Genomic DNA, 16238 nt, shown 5'->3' with positions numbered 1-16238 from the left:
ACTTATGAACAACGCGTCCAGTGCATTAAAAGTAGCCGCAGGCATTTTTCTCACGATCGCCCTCATTACGATTGTTGTCATTCTGTTTATATCGGCGCAGGAAGCTACAAAAACCGCGCAGAACAATTTCTCGGACATCCAGACCGAGCTGTCCCAGGCTTCGTTTACGGTTTATGACGGAACAAGCATCAGCGGTTCCCAGGTGACGAATGCACTGCGAAAGTTCAAGGATAAGGACCAATTCGGCATTTTGGTGAAAACGGGCAAAAACAGACAGGGGCAGTGGTACGGCAATCAGCTCAACATCAGCGCCGATATTGCGAGCGACAATTACGGTTCGGTGATCAATACAGGGCAGCGTGTAGGAAACTTGACGGAAACCGCCAACGAGTCCAGCAATGAGTATGTCAATCCAAGCGGAAAGTTTAAGGCAAGCATCGTGAAGGACAGCTCCAATGTAGTACGGGGACTTATATTTGAGCAGTAGGCAGGGACGGTGAAGGAGTGACTTAGGTTATGAATCAGCATGCAGAAAGCATGATTTCCGTCAGTATAGCCTTCATTTTGTTTATCAGCGCCTGCATCTTCGCTCTAGGCTTAACCGGGGAACTGAACCGTGCCGTGAACGGGGCAGGGAGCGCCGCCCAGGGACAGTTGAGAAGCGTACAGCCCGTTTTGGAAGCATCGCATGAGGATTGGGTAAGCGGATCTCAAGTTGTGTTCAGTATGATGGGGCTTAACGATCCGGGTGTCCGGATTTCGGTAGACGGTGCAATTGTTCCCGGAGGTCCAAGGGAGGATGGGTTTGATTTCTCAATGATCGAGACCGGCGCGCTGTACTCCGTTGCTTATGAGTGGGGCGACTCCGGCGTCTTGACCGGCATCCATTTTGCGAAGTCGGAGAATAGGGAGAAGACAAGCCATGAGTAACGCCATCTCGAAGTTTGCGGCGGTGCTGCTGGCCGTGGTCGTCATGTATATTTATCCGGCAGCGGAAGCTTCGCAGAGGCAGGACGACCTGTCCCGCATCGTCGTCTATAATGCAGTGACGCAGTTCGTGGATGCCGTAAGGAACAAGGGCTATATCAGTCCAGTGATGTATGAGCAATTTCTCGAAGAAATTCAGGCGACGGGCAACGAGTTCGACGTGCAGATGGAGCATCTTCACAAGAAATATCAACCGGAATATACTGACGCGGCTAACCCGGGTACGTTTCAAAACAAGTTCAGCACCGTTTATGACGGATATTATACCTCTGACATTATGGATCATATATTTCCCAACACTACGGTTCCCAAAGACGATGAATCGAGAGTCTACAAGCTCACGGCCGGAGACTTTTTTAAAGTTACGGTCAAAAATGTGAACCGGACGGCAGGAACGGTGATGTTCGATTTCGTTACAGGGGCATTGACCGGTGAGGCCGCAGTGATCGCTTTTCCGTATGGAGGCATGGTACTTAATGAAGATTACTGATTTTTGCCTCGTATTCATCGTCATATTCTTTCCGGTCTTTTTGATCGTGGGTTACCATGTTCAGGATCAGCGGAATGTTCGTTTTACCGAGCTGAAGTACGTTACAGCCTTGAGAACAGCCGTTCAGGACGCGGGGAGCATGCTGAACGTCAATGAGCGGCAGGAGTTTGAGTCAGGCTACGGCTCGGCGAAATTTTTTAAAGCGGATAAGGAGCTGGCCCTTGATACGTTTTACTACACACTGTATGCCAATTTGGGGATCGAAGAAGACGCGGCTGCCCAGCAGGTGCTGGACCGTTACATTCCGGCCGTAGTTGTGATCGATTACGACGGATACTGGGTGTACGCGGAGGAGGAATATAAGGGAGCTGACGGCATGGCATATGCCAAGCATCTATGGCTTCCGAAAAAGCCGTATAGTTACAGCGACCGGGCAGGCAATCTGGTCCATTTTACGCTCGATAATGTCGTAGAAGCTTATCAAGCCGGCTCGGGCACTTGGATCAGGGGACTTCAAAGGGAGCTCGGACCGACTTCTTCCATTCCTTTGCTGCAAGATGGGGTCCGGTATGAGCAGGTAAGAAGAACGACCATCGTTCAGGCGGTCGAGGACGACCTGGCCAATGTCATTAACAGGCATAATGAAAAGGCAGCCCGAAACGGCGCGTCCTACGTGTTTACGCTTCCGCTCATTTCACAGGAGGAGTGGAATAACTCGATCGACGATATTGGCATCTTGGCGTTTATCCAAGGCATCCCTATCGGCGAGCAAGCATTGAACAATTACGCGCTGGGCAGCGGGAGATTGGTCAAGTCCACCGTTATCAAGGCGGGGGTGGATCACCGAACAGGTATCCGTTATTATTCCAGAGGTGATTGTGCCGATGATTTGGACGCAGCGGAGACCTTCACGAGCGCCAAAGAAGCGGCTGCAAACGGCTATTTTGAGAAACCGTGCACACGGGCTTTCGAGTCGCAATGATTTCTTCAATTAAGAAACAAAGATTTCGTGGATTTCTGTTTTACGGCCTGCTCCTTCTTATGATAAAATGATGACTTGAATGTCATTTCAATGACTTGATACTAAAAATGAATTTTTATCATAGATAGGAGCGCAAAATTCAGCTATGAGCTTATTGACAGTCGAAAACGTCTCCCACAATTTCGGGGATCGCACGTTGTTTAAAAACGTATCCTTCCGCCTCCTGGCCGGCGAACATGTAGGACTCGTCGGTGCCAACGGTGTCGGAAAGTCAACATTGATGAATATTTTGACGGGACAACTGCTGAAGGACAACGGCAAGGTGGAATGGACGCCTAAGGTCCGCTACGGCTATCTGGACCAGCATACGAAGCTGACGCCGGGCAAGACGATCCGTGATGTGCTTAAGGATGCCTTCCTGCCGCTGCTGGAGCTGGAAAAAGAGATGATGGAGATCACCGAGAAAATGGCCGATGCGTCTCCCGAAGAGCTGGAGCTGCTGCTTGAGCAGATGGGCGATATTCAGGAACAGTTGGATATCGGCGATTTCTACATGCTCGACGTCAAAGTGGAAGAGATGGCAAACGGTCTTGGCCTTAATGCGATTGGGCTGGACCGGGACGTGGCCGCCCTCAGCGGTGGTCAGCGCACCAAGGTGCTGCTGGCCAAGCTGCTGCTCGAGAAACCGACCGTTCTTCTTCTCGACGAGCCAACCAACTATTTGGACGTGGAGCATATCGAGTGGCTGACCCAGTATCTGAAAGATTATCCGCATGCCTTTATCTTGATCTCCCATGATACGGAATTCATGAACCAGGTCGTCGATGTCATTTATCATCTGGAATTCGCTAAACTGACCCGGTATTCGGCCAATTACGAGAAGTTTTTGGAAATGGCGGATATTTCAAAGAATCAGCATATCGACGCCTATGAGAAGCAGCAGGAATTTATCAAGAAGCAGGAAGACTTTATCCAGCGGAATAAGGCGCGTTATTCGACCTCCGGCCGGGCGAAGAGCCGTGAGAAGCAGCTGGAGCGCATTGAGCGGATCGATCGTCCTGAAGAAGCGGCCAAGCCGGTGTTTAACTTTAAAGAGGCACGGGCCAGCGGCAAGACGGTGTTTGAAGGGATCGATTTCGAGATCGGTTATACCCACGCCCTGCTTCCAAAAATGAGCATGACGATTGAACGCGGAGAAAAAATCGCTATCGTCGGCTGCAACGGCGTCGGCAAATCGACGCTCCTGAAGACGATCATGGGTAAAATCCCGCCGATCAGCGGCAAAACGTACCTTGGTGATTTTCTGTATCCGGCCTACTTTGAGCAGGAGGTCCGCCCCGGCAACATCACGCCGATTGACGACGTATGGAATGAGTTCTCGTCTTTGAACCAGCACGAAGTGCGTGCTCACTTGGCCCGCTGCGGCCTGAAGAACGAGCACATTACGCGTCCGCTCAATATGCTCAGCGGCGGCGAGCAGGCAAAGGTCCGGTTGTGCAAGCTGATGATGCGTGAAGCGAACTGGATCCTTTTTGACGAGCCGACAAACCATCTTGACGTCGTGGCCAAAGCCGAGCTGAAGCGCGCCCTGCAGGAATTTAAGGGGACGGTGCTGCTCGTTTCCCACGAACCGGATTTTTATGAGGATTGGGTCACCAAAATTTGGAACGTAGAAGAGTGGTCCGCACAGCGGGCTTAACTGCCTTGTAAATATCGAGCACTCGCAACAAACAATAACCAAAAGCATATCATAGCCGCTTTCCTTCGGGATGGCGGCTTTTTATGAAAGGAACGATGAGCGATGCAACATACAGGAGACCGTTACTCCCGGCAGGAGCGGTTTGCCCCCTTGGGCAGGGAAGGCCAGCAGAGGCTGGCGGGCAGCCACGTTCTCATTATCGGCGCGGGGGCGCTTGGCACTTCGATTGCCGAGACGCTAGCCCGTTCCGGGGTGGGCCATCTCACGATCGCCGACAGGGATTACGTGGAATGGAGCAATCTTCAGCGGCAGCAGCTGTTTTCCGAGGAAGACGCCCAGCGGCGGCTGCCGAAGGCGGTAGCGGCCAAGCAGCGCCTCGAGGCGATCAATTCGGAAATTGTCATCGACAGCCACATTATGGACGTGCGCGTCGATGAGCTGGAGGAGCTGGTCCGCGGAGTGGATCTGATCATGGACGGTACCGATAATTTCGATACCCGTCTACTGATCAACGATCTCGCCCACAAGCATGACCTTCCCTGGATATATGGGGGCTGCGTCGGCAGCTATGGCATCACCTATACCATTCTTCCGGGCAAGACGCCCTGTCTGAACTGCTTGCTGGGCACAGTCCCGCTCGGTGGAGACACCTGCGACACAGCGGGCATCATTCCACAGGCCGTGCAGATGGTGACAGCCCACCAGACTACGGAGGCTATGAAGCTATTAAGCGGGCATCCCGAGGCGCTATCGAACAAACTCGTGTCCTTTGACCTATGGCGCAACGAGTGGATCACAATCGGCGTAGACCATGCAAAAATGGAGGATTGCCCGACCTGTGGTCATCGGCGGACATACCCCTACCTGTCAGCCTCAAATCTGGAGAAAACCGACGTGCTCTGCGGGCGCGATACCGTTCAGATCCGTCCAGGAAGCAAGCGGTCCCTCGATTTGGCGGAAACGGCCGACCGGCTGGCCAAGCTCGGAGAGGGTATCGTCGACGCCAACCCTTTTCTGGTCTCGTTTCAATTGGAATCGAAGCGGATGGTCATCTTTGCCGACGGGAGGGTGCTGGTGCACGGTACGAAGGATATTCCCGAGGCCAGGTCGCTGTATCATCGGTATTTTGGGTAAAAGGCATCATTTTCAAAATCAGACCATTCCGTACTCCGGAATGGTTTTTTATTTTGTGGCCACCCTAAAGGGAAACAACCGGCGTGCTCGCCGGAGCAAGCGGTTCTGACCGCACATTATCAATACTAAAAAAGTCGGTGGGCTGACATGCACGAAAGCATCCTGGCTATGGGACTGGCGAGGGACAGTGAGGTCGTAGACGCTCTTTTGGAAGAGCGGTTCGAACTATATATTGCTGTGGACGAAGAAGAAGCTGCTCAATACTCGCGCAGCCATCCGGTCGACCTGCTGCTCATGGATTTGACCGATTCCGCTGTGCCTTTGACCCGGCTCATTCGCACCGTCCAGCGTGAGCAGAAGGGCCGGCGCTTCCCCGCCGTCGTTTTGACGCCGTCCGATATGGACCTGCCTGTGTCCAGGCTTTTCCGTGCAGGCGCAAACGACGTGCTGAAAAAGCCTGCCGACACCGACGAACTGCTGGCCCGGATCCGCAATTTGCTGTCGCTGTTCGGGCTGATCGAAGAACAGTACGGACAGACGGTCACGATTGCCGACCTGGACATCGAACCAAAGAGCCGAACGGTAGCGCGCGGTGGTATCCCCATTGAACTGACCGCAAAAGAATATGACCTGCTGCTGTACCTGGCCAGGCACGTGAACCAAGTGTGCAGCCGTGAGGACATCTTGAAGTATGTATGGGAATTCGAATTTCATATGGTGACCAATGTCGTGGATGTATATATCCGGCATTTGAGGAAAAAGGTTGACCGCGGATTTAAGCAAAAACTGATTCACACCGTGCGCGGAGTGGGTTATATAATAAAAGAAGGCCAATAGTCCTACAGGACTACCGGCCTTCCATGTTGATGTCTATTATAACCTACAGTACGCGGCGTGCTTTCAGATAAGTTCTCTTCCAGTTGCCGGAGTTCAGATCGGAAATCGTTACGCCGGGAGAACCGTACGTGTGCAGAATTTTACCGTTGCCGGCATACACCGCTACGTGAGTTACGTTATGTCCGTTGGCTCTGCTGCCGCTGGAGAAGAACACAAGATCTCCGGGCTTCAGGTTTGCTTTCGATACGGCTTTTCCGACTTTGGATTGCGCCACAGAAGTACGCGGCAAGTTTACGCCGTACTTCTTAAAGATATGCTTCATAAAAGAAGAGCAGTCAAAATTTCTTGTTGTGCTGGTCGAAGCGCCGAACTTGTATGGAGTACCCATATATTGTTTTCCGTAATTTACGACTTTTTGTCCAGTCGTTGTCGATGTCGTTGCAACTTGAGTATTAGCTGCAGAGGCTTCCGTTACCTGTGCGCTCGTTGCGATCATTCCACCAAAACCTATAGATGCACATAACCCTACGGTTACTACTTTTTGGATCAGTTGTTTGTTCATGTTGTATTACCTCCAAATTTCGTTTTCTCTCAAGCTCGTCTCCGAGTATAACAGCTTTGAAACAACCTAAATTCTGGATGATGTGTAACAAAACGTTGTGGCTGTAAGAGAAATGGGCTTTTATTAAAAAACGATTAAAAGTTACAAAAAATTAAGAAATACATTTATCCATCCTTGAAGCAAATAAAAAAACCCTTGATAAATCAAGGGTTTTCATTGTTTTTTGCAACATTTCATTTAGGTTACAAAATTGTTGTCAAACAAAAGCTGCTGCTAATTTAATCATTGCTTTGGATGACCAGCAGGAGTCCGCCTTCCACGGTGATTGTGCCTTGGGAATCGGTTAATTGGTTGCTGATGCCGAGGGATTCTCCCATTTTAAGCGTGGCGTTGTCCAAGGGGTATTGGAATCCTGTTAATGTAATTCCGGTCACTTCGGGGGTCATGGGCAGCAGGGAAACATACTTGTACCCTCTGTCCTGGACCTCAATGGAAGAGCCGGTGAGTGTCATATAATTGTTACGGTCCAGCAGGGCGCAGGAGATGTGGTGCTGCAATACCCGGTTCATCATCTGAATATTGGCTAACGTGTGGTCGAGCCTGGATCCTGTCACCCCCATCAGCAGAATGATATCCGGCTGTTCTTTGATGGCGAGGTCCAGCGCAAGCTCTGTATCGGTCAAATCCTTGTCGATGGGATCGCAATCGATGAGCTGCTTGCTGCCGCTTCTAACCTTTTGCAAATCGGCCGGAGATATGGAGTCAAAATCGCCCACAGCCAGATCAGGCTTATAATTGTTTTCTATTAAAAATAACGCTCCCCGGTCGGCACCGATCAAAAAGTCGGAAGGCCTGATTTCCTTCAAGTACTGCTTGTGCAGATCGCCTCCGGAAAAGATCAATACCCGTTTCTGTTCCATCCTATTTACCTCCGATTGTCGCATTGACGGCTCTTGGCAAGCCCTTTAATTCGCTGTTTATCGAAAGGGCTTGGAAGTTATTCTAGTATAAATCAGAATAGATGGTTGCACAATTCGGCCGGCAGCGGCTACAATGGATGACAGCATATGTTAGGGAGAGGTCAGAAATAAAGTGGACATGCACGTTTTTGAACTATTCAGCATGATCGGCACCATCGCTTTCGCCATGTCCGGTGCGCTCGTAGCCATGGAGGAAGAGTACGACATTTTGGGAATTTTGGTTCTCGGCCTGGTGACTGCCTTCGGGGGCGGGGTCATCCGCAATGTGCTGATCGGTGTGCCGGTGACGACGCTCTGGAGCCAGGGACTGCTGATCAAATTGGCGATCGTGGCGGTGATCGTCGCTTTCCTGCTGCCTGTAAACTGGATCAGGCATTGGAAGAGGGCGGAGGCGCTGCTGGATGCGGTGGGATTGTCAGCCTTCGCGATCCAAGGCGCATTGTATGCAGCCAACATGCATCATCCGCTCAGCGCGGTCGTTGTTGCCGCCGTGTTGACGGGCATTGGGGGAGGAATTATCCGGGACCTGCTCGCCGGAAGGAAGCCGCTTGTCCTTCGAGATGAAATATATGCCGTGTGGGCGATGCTGGCCGGGGTAGCCATCGGACTGCATTGGATCCAGACTACACTGGAAGTGATCGTTTTGTTTGCGGCGGTGGTGGTGTTCCGGATGCTGTCTGTTTTTTATAAATGGAAGCTCCCGCGGCGTTCGCTGCAGCCATCTGCCATACAGCCCGTCATCCGCGACGAGCGGCACAAGGAATCAGCATAAAGCTAGGAGGACGAGACTTACATGATTTCCGTTTTATTTGTTTGTTTGGGCAACATTTGCCGCTCACCGATGGCTGAGGCGATCTTGAGACATAAAGTGGGCGAGGCAGGGCTGGAAGGAAAGATCAACGTGGATTCCGCAGGCACGGGAGACTGGCACCTCGGCAAGATTCCGCATGAAGGAACCCGGCGGATGCTGGATCAGTACAAGATCAGTTATGCGGGAATGAAGGCGAGGCAGGTCGCGAGCAGCGATTTCGAAACCTTCGACTACATCGTCTGCATGGATGACAGCAACGCGGCGAACCTGCGCAAGCTTCCGGGGGGAGAACAGGCGACCGTCCTGAAGTTCATGGATCTGCTGCCGGATCATGAGCTTCGCGAAGTGCCGGACCCTTATTATACGGGGAATTTCGAGCAGGTTTACGAATTGATGGACGCGGGCTGCCAGGTACTTTTGGACAAAATATGCCAAGAAAAGCTATAATAGAAAAGACACGCCCGAACGAGGCAATGATCAAAAAAGGAAAGCGGCAGGCGCTCTGCCGTTTTTTCAGGCTGGAATTGAAAGCGTAACCACTTGCGGGGATAAAAAAAGGTGAACGTCGGCTGAGCTGTGGCTGCTGCATTAGCATTCATACCGGAACATGTTCACCTTTGTGCTGTTCAATAGAGGGTAATGGGTCAGGCGCGAAGAAAATAGAGCAGTGCATCCGGCAGTTCTTTTTGCCAGAAGCCCCAAATATGCTTGCCGTCTTTCTCGGTATACCGAACGGTTGCACCGCGGTCCAACAGCAGTTCTTTCATGCTTCGGTTAATCTCGACGAAGTTGTAGACTCCAAGGTCGCTCTCAAAATGGGTTTCCTGCAGGCCGACGATCATGTAGACATCGAGCCAGGACAAGTCATCGTTTTCGGCTACGATTTCCTGGGTGTCCGTATAGTAAGCGCCGGACAAGCTGATAATCCGGTGAAACATCTCCGGATAGTTCATAGCCAGGTGGAGCGAAACGCATCCTCCCAGCGAGTCGCCGGCCAGCACGCGCTGCCCGGGGTCTTGCCGCACGGGATATTTTTGCTCGATGAAGGGAATAATTTCTTCGGCAAAGCACCGGGTGTAGGCCTCGAACCGGCTGCCGAACGGCGCATATTCTTCGGTTCGCACGGAGGTGTCGACCTCGACGCCTACGACGATGAAGGGTTCGGCGAGATCGTCCAGAATCAGCTGATTGGCGATGGTCGCGATCCGGCCGAAATTAAAAAATTCCTCGCCATCCTGGCAGTAGACGACCGGATAGCTGACGACCTCGTGGTAGCCGGGCGGCAGATATACGCGCAGGTTACGGCTTTCATTCAAAAAGCGGCTCTCCAGTTGTTCCTTGTGAATGGTTCGTTTCAAGTATTTTGAATCCGTCATTCATGATCACCTTTCGTGCGGTTAATTTTTGCAATCGGGAAAACAATAAGTTACTATAACCCATGTTTGCCGATTTTGTACCTGTTTCAGTCAAAGCAGTCTGTCTGTTATACAAAACGCATTCGCCTGTTATACATACAAAGCGCAAATATTTTGAAATTTAATCCGCAATAGCTTTGACGAAACGAATAAAACAGGTGTATAATAATTCTATAACAGCGGAACTTGATATTCAAATTTTTTTGTTGAGGTGAAGAGAATGAGCAAGGTTCCTTATGAAGTGTACACCGAGGAAGTCGAAGCGCTTTCCGTGCTTTCTCCGGACGGTGAAATTGTTAATGAAGCGAAAATGCCTAAACTTACTGATGATCAGTTAAAAGAAATTATGTACCGTATGGTATTTACACGTACTTGGGATGACCGTGCTGTTAACCTTGGACGTCAGGGCCGTCTCGGCTTCTACGCACCGGTTTCCGGCCAGGAAGCGACGATGGTCGGCAGTGAATTCGCGCTGGAGAAAGATGACTTTATCTGCCCGGGCTACCGCGACATGCCGCAGATCGTATGGCATGGACTTCCGCTATACCAAGCATTCCTGTACTCCCGCGGACATCAAGAAGGCGGCCGCATTCCTGAGGGCGTTAACGTCTTGATGCCACAAATTATTATCGGTGCGCAAATTTTGCACGCGATGGGTATTGCCATGGGCTACAAGCTGAAGAAGCAGAAGCAAGTGGTCATTACGTACACAGGTGACGGCGGATCTTCCGAGGGCGACTTCTACGAAGGCCTGAACTATGCCGGACGCTTCAAACTTCCTGTCATTTTCTTCGTACAAAACAACGGCTACGCCATTACGACTCCTTTCGCAAAACAAACGGCATCCTTGTCGATCGCGCACAAAGCGGTTGCAGCCGGTATCCGCGGCGTAAAAGTCGACGGTATGGACGTGCTTGCCGTTATTAGTGCTGTTCAAGAAGCTGCTGAGCTCGCTCGAAACAGCGAAGGCGCAACTTTGATTGAAGGCGTAACTTACCGGTACCGTCCGCACTCCTTGTCTGACGATGCAACCAAATACCGCACGAAGGACGAAGAAGGCGAATGGAACGCGAAGGATCCGATTACGCGCCTCGGCAAGTACCTGGAGAAGAAAGGCCTGTGGTCGGATGAAGACACGGCCCGCGTGAAAGAGGAAGCCAAAGCGAAAGTAAACGAAGAGATCAAAAAAGCGGAACAGACGCAAAAAATGACCGTTCCCGGCCTGATCGACAGCATGTTCGAACAAACACCGAAACATTTGGAAGAACAAAAGGCCGATTTCCAATAAATCGTTTGATCCGTTTTGCGTAGTTTAACGAATGTTTAAGGAGGAAATGAAGCAATGGCACAAATGAATATGAAGGAAGCAATCCGCGATGCGCTGCGCGTGGAACTCAAGCGTGACCCGAACGTGATTGTGTTTGGTGAAGACGTAGGTAATGTCGGCGGCGTATTCCGTGCGACGGAAGGGCTGCAAAAAGAATTCGGAGAGGAACGCGTCTTTGACACGCCTCTGGCTGAATCCGCGATCGGCGGCCTAGCTGTAGGCCTCGGGATCCAAGGCTTCCGTCCGGTAGCCGAAATCCAGTTTGTCGGCTTTATCTTTGAAGCGCTCGACCAAATGTTTGTACAGGCTGCCCGCATGCGTTTCCGTTCCGGCGGACGCTACAACGCGCCGATCGTATTCCGCACACCGTTTGGCGGCGGGGTTAAAGCGGCTGAGCTTCACACCGATTCCCTGGAAGGTTTGGCCGTTCAAACACCGGGTATTAAAGTGGTAGTGCCGTCGAACCCTTACGACGCCAAAGGCCTGATGATTGCGGCGATCCGCGACAACGATCCGGTGTTCTTCATGGAGCACTTGAACCTGTACCACGCGTTCCGCGCCGAAGTTCCTGAAGAGGATTACGTCGTTGAGCTGGGTAAGGCTAACGTGGTCCGCGAAGGTTCCGACGTGACGATCATCGCCTACGGCATGATGGTTCATACCGCTACGAAAGCAGCGGAAGAGCTTGAGAAAACGAAAGGCATCAAAGCCGAAATTATCGACCTGCGTACGCTGAATCCTTTGGATATCGATACGATCGTTACATCGATCAAGAAAACTAACCGTGCCATCGTCGTACAGGAAGCTCAAAAAACTTCCGGCGTTGCGGCTGAGGTCATTGCTCAAATCAACGAAAAAGCGATTCTTCACCTGGAAGCTCCAGTACTGCGCGTAACTGGACCTGACACGGTATATCCTTTTGCCCAAATCGAAGATACATGGCTTCCTACACCGGCTCGAATCATCGCTGCAGTCAACAAAGTCATGGAATTCTAAGAATCGCAGTCATTCAATAGGGAGGTAGTAACGTGGCAAAATTTGAATATCGGTTCCCCGAACTGGGAGAGGGCTTGCATGAAGGCGAAATTATCAAAATGCATATCAAGCCCGGCGATAAAGTAACAGACGACGACATCATTATGGAAGTGCAGAACGACAAGGCGGTTGTAGAAGTGCCTTGTCCGGTTAACGGCACAGTACAGGAAGTATTCACGAAGGACGGACAGGTGTGCCGTGTGGGCGAAGTAGTCGCCATTATCGATGCGGAAGGCGAAGTGCCTGAGCAGGAAGCTCCTGCCGGTGATCACGGCGCCCAAGAAGCAGACGCAGCGAAAGGCAGTGCGGATACAACTTCTTCCCCTGCGGCAAGCAGCCCTGCTGATGCCAAAGAAGGCGGCGCTGACCAAGCTCCGGCTCCTGCAGCTCCGAACAAAGAAGTGCTGGCTACGCCAAGCGTGCGCAAGTTTGCGCGTGAGCAAGGCGTTGACATTACGCAAGTGAGCGGAACGGGCAACAACGGTAAAGTGACTAAAGAAGACGTTGAAGCCTTCAAGAACGGCGGCGGTCAAGCAGCAGCACCTGCAGCAGCTAAGGCTGAAGACAAGGCAGCAGCACCTGCAGCGGCAGCAGCAGCTGCGGATCCGCGTGCTGAAGAAGAGCGCGTACCGTTCAAAGGAATCCGTAAAGCGATCGCTAACGCCATGGTGAAATCGGCGTATACAGCTCCGCACGTTACGATCATGGACGAAGTGGACGTAACCGAGCTGGTGGCATTCCGTACCCGCATGAAACCGATCGCGGAGAAGAAAGGCACGAAGGTCACTTATCTGCCGTTCATCGTCAAAGCGCTTGTGGCGGCCAGCCGTCAATTCCCTGCTTTGAACGCGACGATCGACGAAGAAAACAACGAAATCGTCTACAAGAAGTACTATAACATCGGTATCGCAACCGATACGGATAACGGTCTGATCGTACCGGTCATCAAAGATGCCGACCGTAAGAGCATCTGGATGATCGCTGACGCGATCCGCGACCTCGCAGCACGCGGCCGTGACGGCAAACTGGCTCCGGCAGAAATGAAAGGCAGCACGATCTCCATCACCAATATCGGTTCCGCCGGCGGAATGTTCTTTACTCCAATCATCAACTTCCCTGAAGTGGCGATCCTGGGTACCGGACGCATTACTGAAAAACCTGTCGTGAAGAACGGCGAAATCGTGGCAGCTCCAGTTATGGCCCTGTCCCTGAGCTTTGACCACCGCATCATCGATGGTGCTACAGCCCAAAACTTTATGAACTATATTAAATCACTGCTCAGCAACCCTGAGCTGCTGGTTATGGAGGTGTAAGATATGGTAGTAGGTGACGCTTCTCTCGATATCGATACATTAGTGATTGGTGCTGGTCCCGGCGGTTACGTGGCAGCCATCCGTGCTGCACAGCTAGGACAAAAGGTTCTGATTGTGGATAAATCCGAAGTGGGCGGCGTGTGCTTGAACCGCGGATGTATCCCTTCCAAAGCCCTGATTGCGGCGGCTCATCAATATGAGTCTGCCGTTCACGGCGAATCTTTCGGCGTAACTGCTGAAAATGTAAAAGTGGACTTTGGCAAAACCCAGGAATTCAAAAACGGCGTTGTGAAAAAGCTGACCGGCGGCGTTGCCGGCCTGCTCAAAGGCAACAAGGTTGAAATTTTCAACGGCGAGTGCATGTTCATCAACGAAAACGAGGCGCGCGTGTTCAACGAACACGAGTCCCCTCGCTACCGTTTCAAAAACTGCATCATTGCTACCGGCTCCCGTCCGATCGAGCTCAAAGCGTTCCCGTTCGGCGGCCGCATCCTGTCTTCGACAGAAGCGCTGAGCCTGCCTGAAATTCCGAAGAGCATGGTTGTCATCGGCGGCGGATACATCGGTGCCGAGCTTGGCCAAATGTACTCCAAATTCGGAACAAAAGTAACGATCATCGAAGGACTGGATTCCATCCTGAACGGTTTCGATCCGGACATGACGAAGCTCGTTGTGAAGAGCATGACCAAAACCGGCGTGGAAATCATCACAAACGCCAAAGCGGAAAGCGCGACTCAAACCGACAGCGAAGTTACGGTGAAATACTCCGTGAACGGCGAAACGAAAGAAGTGACTGCCGACTACCTGCTCGTTACGGTTGGCCGCCGTCCAAACACCGACGGAGAGCTCGGACTCGACCTGATCGGTATCGAATTGGATGACCGCGGTCTGATCAAAGTCGATCATCAAGGACGTACGAACAAGCCGCATATCTTTGCAATCGGCGACATCGTTAAAGGCCCTGCGCTGGCACACAAAGCTTCCTACGAAGGTAAAGTAGCGGCTGAAGCCATCGCCGGACATCCTTCCGTCGTTGACTATAAAGTCGTCCCTGCCGTAGCATTTGTCGATCCTGAATGCGCGAGCGTAGGCTACACCGAAAAAGAAGCAAAAGAAAAAGGCTACAAAGCAAAAGCAGCGAAGTTCCCGTTTGCGGGCAACGGACGCGCCTTGTCCCTCAATGCTGCGGACGGCTTCGTGAAGCTGGTGTTTGACGAGGAAACTCAGCTCGTGCTGGGATGCCACATCGCCGGGGTGGAAGCTTCCAACCTGATCGCTGAGCTGGGCCTCGCTATCGAAATGGGCGCTACGCTGGAAGATATCGCTTTGACGATCCATGCGCATCCAACGCTGGGCGAAATCGTGATGGAAACCGCCGAGCTTGCGCTGGGCAATCCGATTCACGTGATCGCACCACGCCGCTAAGTTATCATCATATATAGAAGAAACTCAAAGAAAGAGCCGCCTCATGCGGCTCTTTCTTTTTTTGTTGTTGAAGGGACTTCGTCATTTCAGGCGTTAGCGTCAAAAGAGCCGGATCCATTAACGGCTGAAATAACCATCCTAGAAGGGGCTGTTTTGCAATCCACCCATATCATAATAAGAGGGGATGTTGTTTTTCTAATTATTGGGATGATTTGGGTGATGATGCTGACCGGTTGAGGATTTTGCTACAATGGAAAGAGCAGAACGTTTCATTCTAGGGAAGGTGGGGGAAGTTATGGGAACGATGACCTCATTTCTGGAAAGAGGACTGATGGACGAAGATTTTCCGATTCGTGTGGTTCAGACAGAAGAAACGTTTCTTTTTGCGCCGCATTGGCATGAAGAAGTCGAAATTGTATATGTGGCCGAAAGCAATGCGCGCATCGAACTGAACCATCACTTATGTGAGCTGAAGAAAGGGGAGATTTTGATGATCAAGCCGGGTGAAGTCCATTCTTTTCTGCCCGGCACCGGCAAGCTGCTGATTATCGTATTTCGCATGCACTTTTTAACAGGAACGAACCCATGCGGCCCGGATGAGCAAAGCTTAAAGTCGCTCGTTTCGCACAATACCGTCATTCCGGCACATCAAGTGCAGAAGGCCAATTTGGCGCTGATGATGAAAGCGATTGCTGAAGAAGAATCGGGTAGGCAGCCCGGCTATAAATGGTCCATGAAAGCAAGGCTGTACGACCTGATCGTTCGCTTGATCCGGCTCAAGCCGGGGCAAATGGAGGATGATTGTCCAGGGGGCGCCTGCTCCGAGAGCAAGAAATTCGCCTTTATTGAGGCGGTGTGCGAGTACCTGGAAAGGCACTACGACCAGCCGCTGAAGCTGGATGACATTGCCGACCATACGAACTTTAACAAATTTTATTTATGCAAGCTGTTTAAGGAAGCCCGCGGCATGACGGTAATGGATTACTTGAATCAATACCGGATTGCACAGGCGAAATGGGAGCTGCTTGGCGGTTCTGAATCCATTCTGCAGATCGCTGTGCGGAACGGATTTAACAATCTGAACTCGTTTAACCGCATTTTTAAAAAGTACAATGGCTGCACGCCTTCCGAATTTCGCAAGCGAAGCGGCAGGACTGCGCAATAAATGAACAATCCAGGCCAATATCCGATGAGCCCGGCCGGCAAAAATCCCATAAAATGATAACAAACTTATATGTAAG

17 protein-coding genes are annotated in these 16238 nt (G+C 51.5%); 14 read left to right on the top strand and 3 right to left on the bottom strand.

Features of this window, described 5'->3' with window-relative positions; translation table 11 throughout:
• Positions 1 to 4 precede the first annotated feature (4 nt).
• The 7 genes from GCU45_RS03895 (at position 5) to GCU45_RS03865 (ending at position 6129) form a co-directional block, all read left to right on the top strand.
• The gene (locus tag GCU45_RS03895) at positions 5 to 487 is read left to right on the top strand and encodes an ABC transporter permease (RefSeq protein ID WP_076171305.1); all 483 of its coding nucleotides are present in this window, start codon (positions 5 to 7) and stop codon (positions 485 to 487) included.
• A 29-nt stretch (positions 488 to 516) separates the two neighbouring features.
• Complete coding sequence (locus tag GCU45_RS03890) at positions 517 to 930, top strand: hypothetical protein (RefSeq protein ID WP_152398136.1); 414 nt, start codon at positions 517 to 519, stop codon at positions 928 to 930.
• Positions 923 to 1477, top strand: a complete 555-nt coding sequence (locus tag GCU45_RS03885) for a hypothetical protein (protein WP_145947766.1) — start codon at positions 923 to 925, stop codon at positions 1475 to 1477. The genes GCU45_RS03890 and GCU45_RS03885 overlap by 8 nt, the downstream gene beginning before the upstream one ends.
• Entirely contained in the window at positions 1464 to 2459 is a 996-nt protein-coding gene (locus tag GCU45_RS03880) for a hypothetical protein (RefSeq protein ID WP_152398135.1), read from the top strand. Before GCU45_RS03885 ends, GCU45_RS03880 begins: the two co-directional genes overlap by 14 nt.
• 145 nt (positions 2460 to 2604) lie before the next feature.
• The gene (locus GCU45_RS03875; protein ID WP_105442246.1) at positions 2605 to 4158 is read left to right on the top strand and encodes an ABC-F family ATP-binding cassette domain-containing protein; all 1554 of its coding nucleotides are present in this window, start codon (positions 2605 to 2607) and stop codon (positions 4156 to 4158) included.
• A 102-nt stretch (positions 4159 to 4260) separates the two neighbouring features.
• Entirely contained in the window at positions 4261 to 5292 is a 1032-nt protein-coding gene (locus GCU45_RS03870; RefSeq protein WP_152398134.1) for a thiazole biosynthesis adenylyltransferase ThiF, read from the top strand.
• Positions 5293 to 5439: 147 nt separating this feature from the next.
• A complete protein-coding gene (locus tag GCU45_RS03865) occupies positions 5440 to 6129 on the top strand; it encodes a response regulator transcription factor (RefSeq protein WP_152398133.1) in 690 nt (229 codons plus the stop codon).
• A gap of 43 nt (positions 6130 to 6172) precedes the next feature.
• On the opposite strand, the gene GCU45_RS03860 is transcribed toward GCU45_RS03865, so the two are convergent.
• Together GCU45_RS03860 and GCU45_RS03855 are read right to left on the bottom strand one after the other, a co-directional pair.
• Positions 6173 to 6691, bottom strand: a complete 519-nt coding sequence (locus GCU45_RS03860; RefSeq protein ID WP_105442249.1) for a C40 family peptidase — start codon at positions 6689 to 6691, stop codon at positions 6173 to 6175.
• 278 nt (positions 6692 to 6969) lie between these two features.
• Positions 6970 to 7611, bottom strand: a complete 642-nt coding sequence (locus tag GCU45_RS03855) for a thiamine diphosphokinase (RefSeq protein ID WP_145947771.1) — start codon at positions 7609 to 7611, stop codon at positions 6970 to 6972.
• A gap of 178 nt (positions 7612 to 7789) precedes the next feature.
• On the opposite strand from GCU45_RS03855, the gene GCU45_RS03850 reads away from it, so the two are divergent.
• Together GCU45_RS03850 and GCU45_RS03845 are read left to right on the top strand one after the other, a co-directional pair.
• The gene (locus tag GCU45_RS03850; protein WP_089550280.1) at positions 7790 to 8443 is read left to right on the top strand and encodes a trimeric intracellular cation channel family protein; all 654 of its coding nucleotides are present in this window, start codon (positions 7790 to 7792) and stop codon (positions 8441 to 8443) included.
• 21 nt (positions 8444 to 8464) lie between these two features.
• Positions 8465 to 8929 carry a low molecular weight protein-tyrosine-phosphatase gene (locus tag GCU45_RS03845; RefSeq protein ID WP_152398132.1) on the top strand — a complete coding sequence of 155 codons (465 nt, stop codon included), beginning with the start codon at positions 8465 to 8467 and terminating at the stop codon, positions 8927 to 8929.
• 197 nt (positions 8930 to 9126) lie between these two features.
• Here GCU45_RS03845 and GCU45_RS03840 read toward each other — a convergent pair whose 3' ends face one another.
• Positions 9127 to 9858, bottom strand: coding sequence for an alpha/beta hydrolase (locus GCU45_RS03840; protein WP_089547883.1), 732 nt, complete (start codon positions 9856 to 9858; stop codon positions 9127 to 9129).
• Between the two features lie 259 nt (positions 9859 to 10117).
• Here GCU45_RS03840 and pdhA point away from each other — a divergent pair, with 259 nt between their 5' ends.
• The 5 genes from pdhA (at position 10118) to GCU45_RS03815 (ending at position 16162) form a co-directional block, all read left to right on the top strand.
• Positions 10118 to 11185, top strand: coding sequence for a pyruvate dehydrogenase (acetyl-transferring) E1 component subunit alpha (pdhA, locus tag GCU45_RS03835; RefSeq protein ID WP_152398131.1), 1068 nt, complete (start codon positions 10118 to 10120; stop codon positions 11183 to 11185).
• 54 nt (positions 11186 to 11239) lie between these two features.
• Positions 11240 to 12220 (top strand): alpha-ketoacid dehydrogenase subunit beta, encoded by a 981-nt coding sequence (locus tag GCU45_RS03830; protein WP_152398130.1) that lies wholly within the window; start codon positions 11240 to 11242, stop codon positions 12218 to 12220.
• A 32-nt stretch (positions 12221 to 12252) separates the two neighbouring features.
• Entirely contained in the window at positions 12253 to 13572 is a 1320-nt protein-coding gene (locus tag GCU45_RS03825; RefSeq protein ID WP_116229889.1) for a dihydrolipoamide acetyltransferase family protein, read from the top strand.
• Between the two features lie 3 nt (positions 13573 to 13575).
• Positions 13576 to 14997, top strand: a complete 1422-nt coding sequence (lpdA, locus tag GCU45_RS03820; RefSeq protein ID WP_145158806.1) for a dihydrolipoyl dehydrogenase — start codon at positions 13576 to 13578, stop codon at positions 14995 to 14997.
• A 295-nt stretch (positions 14998 to 15292) separates the two neighbouring features.
• Positions 15293 to 16162, top strand: coding sequence for an AraC family transcriptional regulator (locus GCU45_RS03815; protein WP_167527080.1), 870 nt, complete (start codon positions 15293 to 15295; stop codon positions 16160 to 16162).
• Positions 16163 to 16238 lie beyond the last annotated feature (76 nt).

This window comes from Paenibacillus cellulositrophicus (genome assembly GCF_009363095.1).
Classification (GTDB): domain Bacteria; phylum Bacillota; class Bacilli; order Paenibacillales; family Paenibacillaceae; genus Paenibacillus_AQ; species Paenibacillus_AQ favisporus.
The sequence above is the reverse complement of the archived record's forward strand: the minus strand, read 5'-3'. Positions and strand labels throughout refer to the sequence as shown.